The organism is Salegentibacter sp., from assembly GCF_036568425.1.
In the GTDB taxonomy this organism is placed as follows: domain Bacteria; phylum Bacteroidota; class Bacteroidia; order Flavobacteriales; family Flavobacteriaceae; genus Salegentibacter.
This window is the reverse complement of sequence record NZ_DATCSO010000027.1, coordinates 12,071-28,304: the sequence shown is the minus strand read 5'-3', so window position 1 is coordinate 28,304 and position 16,234 is coordinate 12,071. Positions and strand designations below refer to the sequence as shown.

General features: G+C 40.4%; 19 protein-coding genes. 9 read left to right on the top strand and 10 right to left on the bottom strand.

What is annotated here, in order from left to right:
* Positions 1 to 28 precede the first annotated feature (28 nt).
* Both VIM94_RS03130 and VIM94_RS03125 read left to right on the top strand, forming a co-directional pair.
* Positions 29 to 793, top strand: coding sequence for a 5'-nucleotidase (locus VIM94_RS03130; RefSeq protein ID WP_332037835.1), 765 nt, complete (start codon positions 29 to 31; stop codon positions 791 to 793).
* Between the two features lie 43 nt (positions 794 to 836).
* Positions 837 to 1,745 carry a metallophosphatase gene (locus VIM94_RS03125; protein WP_332037834.1) on the top strand — a complete coding sequence of 303 codons (909 nt, stop codon included), beginning with the start codon at positions 837 to 839 and terminating at the stop codon, positions 1,743 to 1,745.
* An 83-nt stretch (positions 1,746 to 1,828) separates the two neighbouring features.
* On the opposite strand, the gene ligA is transcribed toward VIM94_RS03125, so the two are convergent.
* The 5 genes from ligA to VIM94_RS03100 are packed head-to-tail and all read right to left on the bottom strand — an operon-like array spanning position 1,829 to position 6,534.
* Positions 1,829 to 3,823 (bottom strand): NAD-dependent DNA ligase LigA, encoded by a 1,995-nt coding sequence (gene ligA, locus VIM94_RS03120; RefSeq protein ID WP_332037833.1) that lies wholly within the window; start codon positions 3,821 to 3,823, stop codon positions 1,829 to 1,831.
* 19 nt (positions 3,824 to 3,842) lie between these two features.
* Positions 3,843 to 4,514 carry a VOC family protein gene (locus VIM94_RS03115; protein ID WP_332037832.1) on the bottom strand — a complete coding sequence of 224 codons (672 nt, stop codon included), beginning with the start codon at positions 4,512 to 4,514 and terminating at the stop codon, positions 3,843 to 3,845.
* A gap of 18 nt (positions 4,515 to 4,532) precedes the next feature.
* Complete coding sequence (locus VIM94_RS03110; protein ID WP_332037831.1) at positions 4,533 to 5,114, bottom strand: TIGR00730 family Rossman fold protein; 582 nt, start codon at positions 5,112 to 5,114, stop codon at positions 4,533 to 4,535.
* 40 nt (positions 5,115 to 5,154) lie between these two features.
* Positions 5,155 to 6,006 carry a peptide chain release factor N(5)-glutamine methyltransferase gene (prmC, locus tag VIM94_RS03105; RefSeq protein WP_332037830.1) on the bottom strand — a complete coding sequence of 284 codons (852 nt, stop codon included), beginning with the start codon at positions 6,004 to 6,006 and terminating at the stop codon, positions 5,155 to 5,157.
* 42 nt (positions 6,007 to 6,048) lie between these two features.
* A complete protein-coding gene (locus tag VIM94_RS03100) occupies positions 6,049 to 6,534 on the bottom strand; it encodes a GNAT family N-acetyltransferase (RefSeq protein WP_332037829.1) in 486 nt (161 codons plus the stop codon).
* A 27-nt stretch (positions 6,535 to 6,561) separates the two neighbouring features.
* Here VIM94_RS03100 and ribD point away from each other — a divergent pair, with 27 nt between their 5' ends.
* From ribD to VIM94_RS03080, 4 genes are read left to right on the top strand one after another with little or no spacing between them, the layout of a single operon-like run.
* Positions 6,562 to 7,605, top strand: coding sequence for a bifunctional diaminohydroxyphosphoribosylaminopyrimidine deaminase/5-amino-6-(5-phosphoribosylamino)uracil reductase RibD (gene ribD / locus VIM94_RS03095; RefSeq protein WP_332037828.1), 1,044 nt, complete (start codon positions 6,562 to 6,564; stop codon positions 7,603 to 7,605).
* On the top strand, positions 7,598 to 8,206 hold the full coding sequence (locus VIM94_RS03090; RefSeq protein WP_332037827.1) for an HAD family phosphatase: 609 nt from the start codon (positions 7,598 to 7,600) through the stop codon (positions 8,204 to 8,206). Before ribD ends, VIM94_RS03090 begins: the two co-directional genes overlap by 8 nt.
* Positions 8,203 to 9,075, top strand: coding sequence for an EamA/RhaT family transporter (locus VIM94_RS03085; protein ID WP_332037826.1), 873 nt, complete (start codon positions 8,203 to 8,205; stop codon positions 9,073 to 9,075). Before VIM94_RS03090 ends, VIM94_RS03085 begins: the two co-directional genes overlap by 4 nt.
* A complete protein-coding gene (locus tag VIM94_RS03080; protein ID WP_332037825.1) occupies positions 9,076 to 9,684 on the top strand; it encodes a YigZ family protein in 609 nt (202 codons plus the stop codon).
* Here VIM94_RS03080 and VIM94_RS03075 read toward each other — a convergent pair.
* Positions 9,681 to 10,079, bottom strand: coding sequence for a thioesterase family protein (locus VIM94_RS03075; protein ID WP_332037824.1), 399 nt, complete (start codon positions 10,077 to 10,079; stop codon positions 9,681 to 9,683). The two genes, VIM94_RS03080 and VIM94_RS03075, sit on opposite strands and share 4 nt — an antisense overlap.
* Positions 10,080 to 10,285: 206 nt before the next feature.
* On the opposite strand from VIM94_RS03075, the gene dnaA reads away from it, so the two are divergent.
* The 3 genes from dnaA to VIM94_RS03060 are packed head-to-tail and all read left to right on the top strand — an operon-like array spanning position 10,286 to position 12,924.
* Entirely contained in the window at positions 10,286 to 11,713 is a 1,428-nt protein-coding gene (gene dnaA / locus VIM94_RS03070; RefSeq protein ID WP_332037823.1) for a chromosomal replication initiator protein DnaA, read from the top strand.
* Positions 11,714 to 11,725: 12 nt separating this feature from the next.
* A complete protein-coding gene (locus VIM94_RS03065; protein WP_332037822.1) occupies positions 11,726 to 12,193 on the top strand; it encodes a low molecular weight protein-tyrosine-phosphatase in 468 nt (155 codons plus the stop codon).
* Positions 12,193 to 12,924, top strand: coding sequence for an SAM-dependent methyltransferase (locus tag VIM94_RS03060; RefSeq protein ID WP_332037821.1), 732 nt, complete (start codon positions 12,193 to 12,195; stop codon positions 12,922 to 12,924). Before VIM94_RS03065 ends, VIM94_RS03060 begins: the two co-directional genes overlap by 1 nt.
* Here VIM94_RS03060 and VIM94_RS03055 read toward each other — a convergent pair.
* From VIM94_RS03055 to dapF, 4 genes are all read right to left on the bottom strand, one after another.
* Positions 12,921 to 13,577 (bottom strand): peptidoglycan-binding protein LysM, encoded by a 657-nt coding sequence (locus VIM94_RS03055; RefSeq protein ID WP_332037820.1) that lies wholly within the window; start codon positions 13,575 to 13,577, stop codon positions 12,921 to 12,923. The genes VIM94_RS03060 and VIM94_RS03055 overlap by 4 nt on opposite strands.
* 211 nt (positions 13,578 to 13,788) lie before the next feature.
* Positions 13,789 to 14,832 carry an endolytic transglycosylase MltG gene (mltG, locus tag VIM94_RS03050; RefSeq protein ID WP_332037819.1) on the bottom strand — a complete coding sequence of 348 codons (1,044 nt, stop codon included), beginning with the start codon at positions 14,830 to 14,832 and terminating at the stop codon, positions 13,789 to 13,791.
* Positions 14,832 to 15,356 (bottom strand): GNAT family protein, encoded by a 525-nt coding sequence (locus tag VIM94_RS03045; RefSeq protein WP_332037818.1) that lies wholly within the window; start codon positions 15,354 to 15,356, stop codon positions 14,832 to 14,834. The genes mltG and VIM94_RS03045 overlap by 1 nt, the downstream gene beginning before the upstream one ends.
* Positions 15,344 to 16,135, bottom strand: a complete 792-nt coding sequence (gene dapF, locus VIM94_RS03040) for a diaminopimelate epimerase (RefSeq protein WP_332037817.1) — start codon at positions 16,133 to 16,135, stop codon at positions 15,344 to 15,346. Before dapF ends, VIM94_RS03045 begins: the two co-directional genes overlap by 13 nt.
* Between the last annotated feature and the right edge of the window lie 99 nt (positions 16,136 to 16,234).

Sequence of the window (16,234 nt, the reverse complement as noted above, 5' to 3'; positions counted from 1 at the left end):
TTTATCTTTGCTGAAAATATTTCAGCAAATGATCAATCTAAAAAATATTTATTTTCTCGCTCTCGGCTTGCTAATGCTGAATTCTTGTAAGACCGAAAACCTTCGCCTTTCGGAAATAGAGGGAAAAAGAATCGCCATAGACACAAATCAGCAAGCGGATGCTGAATTAGAGGAATTTATACAACCTTACCGCGCACACCTCAACAAAACCCTGGACAGCAGCCTGGCGTATAATCCTAAAAGCATGAATAAGAGTGAGGGAGAGCTCAATACCGCAATAGGCAATATGATGGCCGACATCGTGATGGAACAGGCTAACCCCGTATTTAAAAGCCGGACAGGAAAGGAAATCGATTTGGTCTTGTTAAACAAAGGCGGAATTCGTTCTGGCCTTAATAAAGGAAAGGTGAATGCCAGAAGCGCCTATGGACTGATGCCCTTTGAAAATGAAATTGTGATTGCAGAGCTTTCGGGAGAAAAGATTATGGAGATGCTGGAATATCTGGAACGAGCCAAAACCGCACATCCTGTGAGTGGCGTTCAAATTGAAATGGACAGTGATTTCAAGATTACTTCAGCTAAAATACAGGGCGACGAAATAGATACTGAAAGAACCTACTTTGTAGCTACTTCAGATTATTTACAACAAGGCGGCGACAATATGAATTTCTTTAAAGATCCCGTTTCTCTCTATAATGTAGATTACAAACTGCGCAACGCGATAATCGATTATTTTGAGAAGGTTGACACAATAAGAACTGAAAGAGATAACAGGTTCATCAGAAAGAATTAAACCATAAGGTCTTTAAGCTTGGAAGGTTTAAAAAATAAATAAAATGAAAAGAAGAACTTTTATTCAGCAAACCACGACAGCAACGGCATTTGTTGGTCTCGGCGGACTTTCGAGCCTTGCTATGAGCCCGGTCCCCAAAAAACATATCACGATTCTGCACACCAACGATGTACACAGTCATATTGATCCTTTCGGACCTGATGATGCGCGTAATCCAAATATGGGAGGTGTGGCAAGGAGAGCTACTTTAATAGAAAAGATCAGAAAAGAAAATCCCAATACCCTGCTGCTGGATGCCGGCGATATTTTCCAGGGGACCCCATACTTTAATTTTTACGGAGGTGAGCTGGAATTTAAGCTGATGAGTAAGATGAAATATGACGCATCTACAATTGGAAACCACGATTTTGATAACGGAATAGAGGGGCTCTATGCCCAACTTCCTCATGCTGAATTCGATTTTATTTCTTCCAATTACGATTTTAGCAATACCGTGATGGATGGTCATACTCAGCCGTTTAAAATATTCAAAAAAGATGGGATTAAGATCGGCATATTTGGATTGGGTGTGGAATTGGCTGGGCTGGTATCTAAAAAGCTATACAAGGAAACCCAGTACCTGAATCCCATAGAGATCGCTCAGGATATGAGCAGAAAACTTAAAGAAGAAAAAAAATGCGACCTGGTAATTTGTCTTTCACATTTAGGGTACGAATACCAACACGATAAGGTATCAGACCTTAAACTGGCACGCGCCACCGAGAACATAGACTTAATCATTGGAGGGCACACCCATACTTTTTTAGAGAAACCTACTATAGAAACCAACCGGGCCGGAAAAAAAGTACTGGTCAACCAGGTAGGCTGTTACGGTTTGTACCTGGGAAGGATAGATTTCTACCTGGACAGCCAAAACAATATCGAAACAAACGGCGTGAAAATTGCTGTTTAGAAGAAGACCTTAATGCACTATGAAGCTCTTACCCAGATCAGCCAGCCGGCAAGGCAGGTTTAGAGTACCGTAGTCTTTTAGATTCAGGATAACATCTTCAGAAACTCATTTTCGGAGATTATATTAGTACCAAGTTTTTCGGCTTTAGCGAGTTTACTGGGCCCCATATTTTCTCCGGCCACCAGGTAATCGGTTTTCCCTGAAATAGAGCCTGATACCTTGCCGCCATTCTCTTCTATCATTTTCTTTAGTTCATTACGGGAGACTTTTTCAAATACTCCGGAAATCACAAAGGTATTTCCTGCAAGTTTATCGGTATGATTCGCGAGCACCTCAGCATTTATCTTCAGTTGAACCCCATATTCTTTTAGGCGTTGAACTATTTCCCTGTTTTCTTCTGAAGCAAAAAATTCTCTAACGCTACGGGCTATACTTTCTCCAATTTCGTCAATAGCGACCAGGTCTTCTTCTGAAGCAGCCATAAGCGCATCGATGCTTTTATAATGTTTCGCAAGCTTTTTAGCTACGGTTTCCCCTACATACCTAATTCCAAGGGCGAACAAAGTCCTCTCAAATGGAATTTCCTTAGATTTTTCTATTCCGTTTATCAGGTTATCTGCCGATTTCTCTGCCATACGTTCAAGAGGTAAAATATCCTCTTTTTTCAGGGTATAGAGGTCGGCATAGTTTTCTATGAGACCAGCATTTACAAGCAAGGCTACGGTCTCTCCGCCCAGGCCTTCAATATCCATGGCCTTACGCGAAATATAATGCTGAATACGCCCGATGATTTGCGGTGGACAGCCATTGTAATTCGGACAATAGTGCTGGGCTTCGCCTTCTTTTCTAATTAGCTTTGTTCCACATTCCGGGCAATGTTCAGCATATTTTGTCTCGGGAGTTCCAGGGTCACGTTTGGTAAAATCAACCCCCACGATCTTAGGAATGATCTCCCCTCCTTTTTCCACGAAAACCGTATCCCCTTCCCGAATATCCAACTTAGCGATTTGATCGGCATTATGCAGGGAAGCACGTTTTACGATAGTCCCGGCAAGTTGAACGGGTTCAAGATTTGCTACGGGAGTGATCGCTCCTGTTCGGCCCACCTGATAGGTTATCTTTTTGAGCTTTGTCGCTTCCTGTTCGGCCTTGAACTTATAAGCTATAGCCCAGCGTGGCGATTTCGCCGTATAGCCAAGTTCATCCTGTTGGTGTAAATCGTTCACTTTCACCACAACGCCATCGGTCTCATAAGGCAGGTCATGACGATGAATATCCCAGTAATTGATATATTCCAGCACCTCTCCCATATTATCTTTCAATTCGGCTTCGCCAGGCACTTTAAAGCCCCAGCTTCTGGCTTTTTCCAGGGTTTCAAAATGCGTTTTTGCTGGAATCCTTTCAGCAACTATCGAATAGAGCAAACAATCCAGAGGTCTTCTTGCCACCTCTGCACTGTCCTGAAGCTTCAGACTTCCTGATGCTGTATTCCTGGGATTAGCATAGGGTACTTCCCCCGCTTCTACCCGTTCTGCATTCATCTTCGCAAAACCTTCGTATGGCAGGATAATCTCCCCACGGATATCAAATTCATCGGGATAATCACCTTTCAGCTTAAGAGGGATAGACCGGATAGTCTTGATATTATTGGTCACATCATCTCCCTGAAAACCATCCCCTCGGGTAACGGCTCGTTTTAACTTACCGCCTTGGTAAGTGAGGCTTATGGAAGCTCCATCATATTTGAGTTCACAAACATATTGTAATTTACCATCAACAAGTTTTTTTATCCGTTTTTCCCAGTCTTCCAGTTCCTCCTGAGAATAAGAATTGGAGAGGGAATACATACGATACTGGTGAGCCACCGTTTCAAAGTTTTTAGTTACGGCACCTCCTACCCGCCTGGTTGGGGAATTGGGGTCATCAAACTCAGGATAATGCTCTTCAAGCTCTTGCAATTCCTTAAGTTTCATATCGAAATCAAAATCGCTTATTTCAGGCTTGTCCAGCACATAATAGAGATAATTATGATGATTTAATTCTTCACGTAACTGCCTAATCTTTTCTTCAGTGGTCATATAAAATCTTAAAATATTTTTATTCTGAAAGCGTCTTTAAAGCATCGTTTTCAAAAACTAATTGGTGTTCTTTCTGCTTATGGCGGAATTCCACCCGGAATTCCGCTGCATAAGCTTTATCATCGCTGGGGAACCAGTCTTTTTTATTTCGGTCTATAGTGATCAATAAACCTTCATCATCTCCAATAGCGCAGAATTTCTCGAAATCTCCATCATATTTTTCCAAATCAAAATGGGAATTAAGGAAATTGAACTTTTCCCGAACCTCGGTGGCGCCAATGCCTATCTCAGCAACGCCCAGAATACTTTCTTCTGAAAACAAAGCAGATTGAGGTTTATTAAAATCTCTGCGGGAGATGAATTCCAGAATATTCTCATCGGCATCATAGAAGTATAAGGATTTTGCATTCCAGGCGCTAAAATCTATAATCTCCTCATTATTATTTTTTAAAACCGGCATGCGCTCCTTCACCCATTCAAGAGCCTCTTCTTCCTGATTATCGGGAATATGAAATGCAATATGATAAGGTTTAGCGTCCTGTTTATATTGAAACTCCAGCAAGCTATACCCCATTTGCACTTCAAAATTTCCCTCGGAATTCTGTTTGACCTCCAAACCCAGGGTATTGCGATAGAAATGCAACTGCTCCCTGAAATTTAAAGAGTATAGCTGAAGTTTGCGGATTTTCATTTTTGTATTTTTAGATAATCAGGTCTGCTCTTTTTCTATCCACTTAGAGACAGGCAATGGTTTAAAATTATGCATTTTCTCCAAAAGTTCTTCGGTATCCTCACCGATTAGTAATATATCGAAGTTCTCTTTTCTAAGTAATTCTTTGCGAACCATGGTTTTCAACATGGCTATTAATTCATCATAAAAGCCATTAATATTGAGTAAACCAATGGGGTTTTTATGCAAGCCCAGCTGCCCCCAGGTTATGATCTCGAATAACTCTTCAAAAGTTCCGAAGCCACCGGGCAAGGCTATAAAACCATCGCTAAGTTCGTGCATCTTCAGTTTGCGCTCGTGCATATCGCGGGTGGTGATAAGTTCGCTTAAGCCTGGATGCACCACCTCTTTGGTTTTGAGAAAATCGGGGATAACCCCAATCACCTTTCCTTTATGATCCAGTGCTCCGGCGGCAACTTTTCCCATAAGTCCGAGTTTGCTGCCACCAAAAACCAGGTTTATATTTTTCTGGGCTAGAATTTTCCCCAGCCGGTAGGATTCATCTGAAATGAGAGGATCATTACCGTCACTGCTAGCACAAAAAACAGCAATGCTTTTCATTGTATTTTCTTTCCGGGCTTGTTCCAAATCAGTAAAATTTTCAGGTTTCTTTTACGCCTTTCAACATTCTGAAATTTCCGTAAATATCTTTTCGGAGTTCAGTTTTAAAACCATACTCCTGCAGTAATTTTTCTGTTTCGGGCCCCAGATACTGATTTATTTCAAAATAAAGCTTACCTCCGGGCACAAGTGCTTTTTGTGCCAAGCCTGCGATCTTTCGGTAAAAAACCAGAGGATCATCATCCTTTACATATAGCGCAGTTCCCGGTTCATATCTAAGCACGTTGGGCTGCATATCTGCTTTTTCCAATTCCCGCACATAGGGAGGATTGGATACGATAACATTAAAATCCTGCCCGAGTTCTTCCAGCTTCAATACATCCTTTTCAGCAAAATTAATAACCACTTTATTATTTTCGGCATTCAGCATAGCTGTTTCAAGAGCTTGAGCTGAAATATCCATCGCGAAAATTTCGGCTTCAGGAAGATTTTTAGCCAGGCTAATCGCGATACAACCGCTCCCGGCACCTATATCCAGGAGTTGTATTTTTTTGTTTTCTGATTCCAGATCATCCAGGATCCATTGTACCAGCTCCTCGGTTTCGGGACGTGGCACAAGCACCTTTTTACTCACCTGGAAATGTAATCCGAAAAATTCGGTCTTACCAAGAATATGCTGGATAGGTTCCTGATCTAAAAGCCTTTGCTTCGCACTTTTAAATTTGGCGAGATCGGTCTCGCTTATTTCTTTTTCGCGTTGCAAGGCTACCTGAAATCTGCTCATTCCAAGGTAAGCTTCCGTTAACAAACCAAAAAATGAATTGGCCTCCTCACAAGGATATTCTTTGATAAGTTCAGCAAGAAACGATCTTTTTAATTCCGTTATGGTCAAATTCCTGATATTTTGTTCTTTAGGATAGCCTTATGCTTAAGACTAAACCTCCTTGATCATCCACATAGTACAGTTATAATGGCCGGTATTTCCCATTGGAGCATCCAAAGACCTAAAACCGCTTTTCCCGTAAAGTTTTCTGGCATTTTCCATATACGGCAGAGTTTCAATATAACACTTTTCAAAAGCCTGGGAAGCCGCATATTTAAGACAGGTATCCATCATCTGGGAACCGAGACCTTTGCCTCGCGCTTCGGGAAGAAAATACATCTTTTGTAATTCACAAACCTTTTCCTCCAAGCCTTTTAAGGGAGCTATTCCCGCTCCCCCAATAATTTTTCCTTCACTTTCGAGAACAAAATACTTCATTCTGGAAGGCTCATATGTGCCATACATGTCATCCAAGGCTTTATCTTCGTAGGCCGTACCCACTTTAGGCACACCCATCTCCACGAGTACACTGCGCACTACTTTAGCAACCTGTTCGTTGTCTTCGGGTTGAATTTCCCTTATTTTAAAACTACTCATTCTTGTTATAAATCCTATTTTTGCGGGGTGAATATACACGAAAAATACATAAAAAGATGCATCCAACTGGCCCAAAACGGACTGGGAACCACCTATCCCAATCCTATGGTGGGGAGCGTGATCGTTTACAAAAATAAGATTATTGGCGAAGGCTGGCACCGTGTTGCGGGAGAACCGCACGCCGAGGTGCTTGCCATCAGATCTGTTAAGGATGAATCCTTATTAAAGCACAGCACTATTTATGTGAGCCTGGAACCCTGCAGCCATTATGGAAAAACCCCACCCTGCAGCGATCTAATAATTGCAAAAGGCATAAAAAAAGTTGTAATTGGAAGTGTTGATCCTTTTGCTGAAGTTTCAGGGAGGGGAATTAAAAAACTGCTGGATGCCGGATGCAAGGTACATGTAGGAATTCTTGAACAGGAATGCCAGATTCTTAATAAACGTTTTTTTACTTTTCATCAAAAGAACAGGCCTTATATAATTCTGAAATGGGCCCAAAGTCAGGATAATTTTATTGCTCCCGAGAAGCAAGAAAAGCGTGAACCGGTTTGGATCACAAAGCCGTATACCAAGCAACTTGTGCACAAATGGCGCAGTGAAGAACAAGGTATTATGGTTGGCACCCAAACCGCAGTGGCCGACAACCCAGGGCTTAACACCCGACTATGGAACGGCCCTGATCCCCTGAGAATCGTTTTGGACCGCAACCTCAGGATTCCAAAGGACTCTACCCTGTTTGATGGCAGGATAAAAACCATCGTTTTTACAAAGAACAGCGAAAAGGCCACTTCAAAAAAGAACCTGATCTTTAAAACTATAGATTTCACCAGGGGAATTACCCAGCAGATCTGTGAAGTGCTTTTCAGCCTTGAAATTCAATCGGTAATAATTGAAGGTGGAGCTAAGACGCTTCAAACTTTTATCGATGCCGACCTTTGGGATGAAGCCAGGGTCTTTACCGGAAAAATTCAACTACAAAAAGGAATTAAAGCCCCAGTATTTTCAGAAAAAATAATTTCAGAAAAAAACATCGGGTGCGATAACCTGAAAATATATATCAATGATTAAAGCCATTATCTTCGATTTTGGAGATGTTTTTATAAACCTTGACAAATCCGCAACCCTTAGGGAGATGCGAAAACACCGCATTGAAGATCTTACAGAAGATATTCTGGAACTCAATCGCAAGTATGAAAAAGGCCTGGTAAGCTCCGACAAGTTTATCACTACCTACCAGGAGGAATTCAAGCAGTTGGAAGCAGAGATCTTTGTGAACTCCTGGAACGCGATATTGATAGATTTCCCCGAATACCGCTATCAGTTTCTGAAAAAACTTTCAGAAGAAAAAGATTATAAGCTCATCCTTTTGAGCAATACCAACGAGATCCATATAGATTGGGTAAAGGAAAATGTGCCGTTTTATGAAGATTTCAAGACTTGTTTTGATGCCTTTTACCTTTCACACGAGATCAACTTCAGAAAACCTGATGCCGAAATTTATGAGTTCGTCTTAAAGAAAAATAAACTGGAGCCTGAAGAATGTCTTTTTATAGACGACACCATCGAAAACACGAAGGCTGCCGAAGCACTTGGCATTCACACCTGGAATATCGAACCTACCCGGGAAGATGTGATTGATCTTTTCACCGCTAAAAAGGAATTGTTTTGATCTATCTGCTCCTCAGCATACTCTCTTCCACCATAATATTTGTGGTCTTTAAACTTTATCAGAAATACGGGGTGAATACCTTGCAGGCAATTATCGTAAATTATTTCATCGCCTGTACGGTAGGTTTTGTAGGTTATATTGAAAGCACTGATGACCTGATAAGAATCCCTTCGGAAATCTGGTTTCCGGGATCACTTTTCCTGGGAGCTCTGTTCATAACTGTATTTTATCTTGCAGCTATTACCACCCAACGAAGTGGAATGGCGGTTGTATCTATAGCCTCAAAAATGTCGGTGGCTTTGCCGGTTTTCTTCGGAATTTTTATTTACCATGAAAGCACCGGATTCATGAAGCTGTTAGGAATTGTGCTTGCCCTGGCAGCAGTATACCTGAGTTCGATAAAGAAAAAAGAAGGTCTGAAGATCAAGAAGAAAAACCTCATTTTCCCCTTTCTGGTATTTTTAGGCAGTGGAATTATAGATACCAGTCTTAATTTTCTGGAAAATTTTTACGTATCTGAAACCGATGTAGGTTTGTTTTCTACCAGTATATTCGCCGTAGCCGGAGCTATTGGAACATCTATTATCATTATCCAAGCCATCTCAGGAAAACTCAAGCTCAGTTGGAAAAGCCTTGCAGGCGGAATAGCTTTAGGTATACCCAATTATTTTTCTATTTATTTTCTGGTGATGGCGCTTCGAAGTCCGGGATTTGAAAATTCAGTACTTTTCACCCTGAATCATGTGGGTATCGTCCTGGCCTCAACCCTGGTAGGAATAATTTTCTTTAAGGAGGTACTCTTAAGAAAAAACTGGATCGGACTTATTTTAGCGATAATTAGTATTTTATTAGTGGCAAACTCCCAGTAAATGAAAGATACCTACAAGACCATAACCAAGGCCTCGCCAGAAGTACTTTTTAAAGACAGAAATTCTAAGTTTTTTGGCTATGCTTTTCCGGTTAAAACCGAAGAAGAGATCAATGCACATCTGGAAGAATTAAAAAACAAACATCATAAGGCACGCCACTGGTGTTATGCCTGGCAGCTGGGAAAAGAAGAAGTTCAATATCGTGCCAATGACGATGGAGAACCATCCAATTCAGCCGGAATGCCCATCTACGGCCAAATTCAGTCTTTTGAGGTCACCAATGTTCTAATTGTGGTAGTCCGTTATTTTGGCGGAGTGAAACTAGGGGTAGGCGGCCTGATAAACGCATACAAAACTGCAGCGCAAATGGCCCTGGAGGAATCAAAGATTGTGACCAGGACTATTGATGAAGTATTTGAAATAAAATTTGATTACCCTGAGATGAATACCGTGATGCGCATCATCAAGGAAAATGACCTTAACATCATTGAGCAGAAACTGGAACTGGATTGCAGGATTAGAATTTCAGTAAGAAAAAAAGAGGCCGAAAGTATTTTTCAAAAATTCGATACCACTTATAAGGTTAAGATAAAAAGGCTCGAAGATTAATCTTTTAATTTTTTCAGGATATATTCAGGACACCTAACAGGCCGCCTTGTTTTTGAGTCCATAAAAACCAAAACTGTTGAAGCCTGAGTAAGCAAATCTCCCTCTTTGTTGAACACTTCATAATCAAATTCAATTTTAACATTTGGGAGCGTTTTGAGTCGGGTTATAATTTCCAGTTCATCCCCAAAAAAGGCCGGTTTTAAGAAACGAAATTCCATCGAATAAACCGGTAACATCATCCCGTTTTCTTCCATAGTTCTATATGAAATCCCGAGTTTCTCTAACCACTCAATGCGAGCAATCTCAAGGTATTGCGCGTAATTTCCGTGATGCACCACCCCCATCTGATCGGTCTCGGCATATCTAACTTTAACAAAACTATTATGGCTTTTCATAAAGATTTAATAGGTTAATAGAACAAGGTTTTGTACTTTCATAAGCGGATTTAAGTATGCATAAAATTTTCTTAAAATTCAACCCCCAAATGGTTTTTTTTTTACATTTTTTGTTCACATATTTGTTCCACCAAGATCGGAAGCTTAAACACTTTCGTTCGCCCATTGTAACTAACTACTAACCCATAAATAACGTACAACAAAGCATGTCGAAAACTGCGCAATCAGTTTGGAATAGCTGTCTGGCTTTTATACAAGATAACATCACACCTCAGGCCTACAAGACATGGTTTGAGCCTATACAAGCAGTAAAACTTACCGATTGTGCGTTAAGCATTCAGGTGCCTTCCAAATTTTTTTACGAATGGCTCGAGGAGCATTATGTAAAGCTTCTAAAAGTATCGCTTACCCGGGAACTGGGGGAGAAAGCAAAACTGGTATATGTTATTAAAATGGAGAATACCTATGGCAATAAACTCCCTTTTACAGAGAAAATTCCAAGTACTCAAAGATCCAATATGGCATCCCAGGAAGTAGATGTTCCTATTAAAAATAAAAACCCGGAATTAAAGAATCCCTTTGTAATTCCCGGAATAAGAAATGTAAAAATCGAGTCTCAGTTAAACCCAAGTTATAATTTCGAGAACTTTCTGGAAGGTGATTCTAACAGGTTAGCACGATCTGCAGGGATGGCCGTCGCTAACAAACCGGGAGGAACATCATTTAATCCGCTACTGATTTTCGGAGGGGTTGGACTAGGAAAAACCCATTTGGGACACGCAATTGGGGTTCAGATAAAGGATAAATATCCCGAGAAAACCGTCCTTTATATTTCTGCGGAAAAATTCACCCAGCAGTATATCGAATCGGTAAAGAAAAATAACAGAAACGATTTTATCCATTTTTACCAGATAATTGATGTTCTTATTGTAGATGATATTCAGCTACTTTCAGGGAAAGCAGGAACCCAGGATGTTTTCTTTCATATATTTAATCACTTGCACCAAAATGGAAAGCAGGTAATCCTGACGAGTGACAAAGCTCCTGTAGATATGCAGGATATTGAACAAAGATTGTTATCAAGGTTTAAGTGGGGACTTTCGGCAGAGTTGCAGCATCCTGATTTTGAAACCCGCGTTTCTATCATAAAAAACAAGCTTTATCGCGACGGGGTAGAAATGCCCGAAGACATCGTAGAGTTTCTGGCCAATAACATCAAGACCAATATCAGGGAACTTGAAGGCGCTATAATTTCCCTTATCGCCCACTCTTCCTTCAATAAAAAAGACATCACGCTGGAGCTCGCTAAAAAGATTGTAGATAATTACGTAAAAAATACCAAGCGGGAAGTTTCCATAGATTATATTCAGAAAGTGGTAAGCGATTATTTCCAGATGGATGTGCAAACCCTTCAGTCTAAAACCAGGAAACGCCATATCGTGCAGGCGAGACAACTTGCGATGTTCTTTGCCAAGAAATACACCAAGGCATCTTTAGCCAGCATAGGTTCGCAAATAGGAAAACGAGACCATGCCACGGTATTGCACGCCTGTAAGACGGTTGATAATCTGGCCACGACGGACAAACAATTCAAAAAATTTGTTGAAGATCTCAGCAAAAAACTTACAGCATAAAAAACTCTAGTTATGAAAACCAAGGTATTAATGGTGTGCCTCGGCAATATTTGCAGATCACCCCTTGCCGAAGGTATTCTAAAGTCTAAAATTGATCAGGATAAATTCCATGTGGATTCTGCCGGAACCGGGGATTACCATATTGATGAAATGCCCGACAAGAGATCGATTACGGTAGCCAAAAAATACGATCTTGACATCACAGACCAGCGCGGGCGCCAATTTAGCGCTTCAGATTTTGACAACTTCGATCATATTTATGTGATGGACAATTCAAACTATGAAAACGTAATCTCTTTGGCCCGTAATGAAGAAGACAAACAAAAGGTTAAACTTATTTTAAACGAGATTTTCCCGGGCGAAAACGTTGATGTTCCTGATCCCTATTTTGGTGGCGATCACGGGTTCGAGAATGTTTACCAGATGCTAGAGGAAGCCTGTGAAAATATAGCAAGGAAACTTCACAGGGAAGAAGAATAATGTCTGAAACTTCATTTAAATATTCTGGCAGGTTATTTTTGATTCCTACTACGCTGGGTAATGAAAATCCACTCGATGTAATTCCTGAGAAAGTAAAAAATATTCTGGATGGTTTAAACGATCTCATCGTTGAAAACGAAAAAACAGCCAGAAGACATATCAAACAACTTCTACCTGAAAAAAGCCAACAAGCCCTAGTTCTACACAGCCTTAACAAATTCACGGAAGCGGCTGAACTACCAACATTTCTAAATGCCTGTAAAGAAGGCCGGGATATGGGCCTGATGAGTGAAGCCGGTTGTCCCGGAGTTGCCGATCCAGGGGCAGAAATAGTAAAGATAGCTCACCGGGAAGGAATTCAGGTAATCCCTCTTGTTGGCCCTTCTTCAATTCTGCTTGCCATGATGGCCAGTGGGATGAACGGACAAAGTTTTAGTTTTCACGGCTACCTCCCCATAGATAAAAAGGAACGAAAACAGGAGATTAAATTTCTGGAAAGACTTTCTACAGAAAAAGATCAGGCACAAATTTTCATTGAAACTCCTTACCGCAATAACAAAATGCTGGAAGACCTGATTCAAAATCTACATCCCGAAACCAGAATTTGTGTAGCTTGTGATCTCACTTTAGCCTCAGAATTTGTGATTACCAAAACCGCCTCGGATTGGAAGAAAACAAAAACAGACCTTCATAAAAGGCCTGCTATTTTTATTATTCAGAAAGAATTTTAAGTACGGGTAGGCTGAACTACAGCTTTAGCACGGCGTTCCGGATGAACGAAAGAAGTATCATATCCCCCAAAACGCTTCATATAATTTCTGATACTGGTGCCAAAGGCATCACTAAAGGCATTTGCCCCCCAACTTCTAAGGTATTTTTTAACACTTCCCGGCCCCGCAAGGTGAGCTGCGGCCAGAATTCCGGATTCGGTCACTTCTACCCCATTTATCACTTTTCCTTCAAAACGGGCTATATCTCTAATAAGTATCCATTTATTTCGCGAAGCATTAGCATAAAATGCGGCTTCCTGTAATTCGGGAGAGTCAAGAAATTCGCTTGGGTTATAAATCCCTATTAATTCAAGGGTTCCTTTCCCGAATTGATATTTCCCCATATACCCGTATTCATTCACAACGCTGTAACGTCCACCAGACTCTTTGAAGCCCACAGCTTCTTTAAAACCGAGATAAGATTTTCCGAGAACAGGTAAATCGGTAAGGACTTCATCGTTTTCAGGATCCTCATCATAGGACACAGTATAATCCAGATCCAGATTGGAGGTGGAGTACATTTCCAGGTTTGCCTCTTCTTTGGTTGAAAAGCTAAAAAACATACTACCTGCAAAAACAGGCAAGATTGAAAATTTTGCAACTTTCCTTCTCATTACTTTTTGGTTTCTGAAGGGATAACGGTTATGCTTATTTTAAGACATATACCCCCTTCAAATTCGCCCGGCAAATGTACAACAATTTTTAATAATTTGATATACAGGATGTTAATCAATTCACAAAAGCTTAGGACAGATTAACAAGACGCTAAGATTCTTACTAACAAGGAGTTATAAAAAAGTTAATGAAATTAGAGTTGAGATATCTTTAACGCTTAATACCTTGTTTGTTTATCCATCGCACATACTCCTGCTTATTTCGGTTATGTTGTGCGAGGTTTTTCGCAAATTTATGATACCCCATATTCTGAACATCGGCTACAAAATAGAAGTAATCATGGTCTTCGTAATTTAATACCGCATCGATGGAGGAAATATCAGGCATGCTTATAGGTCCGGGAGGTAATTCTTTATACAAATAAGTGTTATAGGGAGAATCTATGGTAAGATCTTTATACAATACCCTTTTAATAATAGTATCAAAATTTTGATTTTCGTGTTTAATCGCATAGATAACTGTTGGATCGGCATCCAGTTTCCAGCCATTTTTGTATCTATTCATGTAAACGCCGGCTACTTTTGGCCGTTCATCTACTTTGGCCGTTTCTTTCTGAACAATTGAAGCGATAACAGTCACTTCATTGGGGGAAAGGCCTATGGCTTCAGCTTTTTCTATTCTTTCAGGAGTCCAGAATCTATTGTATTCGCGCTTCATGCGCTTTCGGAACTCTTCAGCAGAAGTATTCCAGAAAAATTCGTACTTATTGGGAATATACATGGCCAGAGCCTGGGCTTCGGTAAAATTATTCTCCTTCAAAAAAGATTCTTCTTTAAAGGCTTCCACTAGACTGACTGAATCTGCTTCGATCTGTGTGGAAATTCTACCCGCAAGGTTTTCCAAACGCTCCTGATTGTTAAAGGTGACGTTTATAGGTTTATTACGGGAACGCAGGGCATTAACCATTTCGTTATTGTTCATATTTTTATCCAGCACAAAACGCCCAGCCCTGATATTATTATGATATCCTTTTTTTCTGGCAACGGCATCGAATGACTCAAAATTTTTAACCAATGGTTTTATACTATCTAATAGCGTTTGATAATCGGCTCCGGTCGGAACGTACACAACAGCTTGTTTTTCAGAGAATTCGGTATTAGAAGAAAAGATGCTGTTATAAATATAATAGCTAAATCCCGCCAGGGCTATAATTCCTAAGATAGCAACAACAACGAGTATTTTTTTAATGTACATTATTTATTGATAAGTTGATAAAGGGCTTCGTCTTTAAATTTATTATCCACAAAAATCCAATCTTTTTTTACTCCCACCCGTGTAAACCCAAGGCTTTCGAATAATTTAATACTGGCTTCATTATCGGTGGTGACATTAACATATACCTGGTGGAGTGCCAGGTGTCTGAAACAATAATTGCAAATAAGGGAAATACTTTCGGTTCCATAGCCTTTCTTCCTATCTGCTGGATCTGCAATTAGAATACCTAAAGCTGCCCTTTTGTCTTTTGGTTCCAGATCAAAAAGATCTATTAGTCCTACCGCTGTATGATTATAATCGCAAATAACGAGCCTTAACTGTTTTACTTCATATATATCGCGATGAGCATTCTCCAGGTATTTCTTTATCATATACCGGGAATAGGGAGATTGGGTAGCACTAACCACCCAAAAATCTTCATTATTTTCGACTTCGTGAACGAAATCAAGATCTTCGGGCTCCAGGGCCCGGAGGTATATCTTATTTCCTTTTAGAGTTCGCATACTATTTCTCCTTTAAAAACCTGTGTCGCCGGCCCGGTTAACCATATTTCATTATATCCATTATCATCTTTATGGAAAGTAACACTTAGCTCTCCTCCTAGGGTATGTAATTTCACGCTTTCTCCCTGGGCCCTATTAGAAGCACTGGCAGCAATTGCTACCGCTGTAACCCCGGTTCCGCAGGAGAGAGTTTCGTCTTCAACTCCGCGCTCGTAGGTTCTTACCTTATATTCGTCTATGCTAAGCTGTTCTACAAAATTCACATTTGTTCCTTCCTGTGCGTACTTCTGATTATAACGTATTGCAGCTCCCTGTTTTTTGACATCGAGGGAATCTAAGGAGGTAGTAAATTGGATATAATGTGGAGATCCGGTATCGAGGAACAGGTCTTTCCCTTCCTGTTGTATGGCTTTTACATCCTGCATTTGCAGACTCACCAACCCGTTGCGAATAGTGGCTTTATGAGACCCATCAATGGCAGTAAACTGCGCTTCATCTTTAATGATTCCGAGAAACTTCGCAAAGGCTACCAGGCAGCGACCTCCATTGCCACACATACTACTTTGGTTGCCATCTGCATTAAAATAAACCATCTTGAAATCATCTCCCTTATTTTCAGGAGTTTCGAGCAACATCAAACCGTCTGCACCAATGCCAAATTTTCGGTCACACAGAAAGTTAACCAAATTGGTATTGTTTTTGGAGAAAAATTGAGTACGGTTATCGATAATAACAAAATCATTACCGGTACCCTGATATTTATAGAAATCAAGAGTCATTTTGTAGCAACTAAAAGGATGCAAATATACAATAAAACAGCGGATTTTTCTGCTGTTAAATGGCAGTTAAAAGTCTTAAGTTCAAAATTAAAATAATTA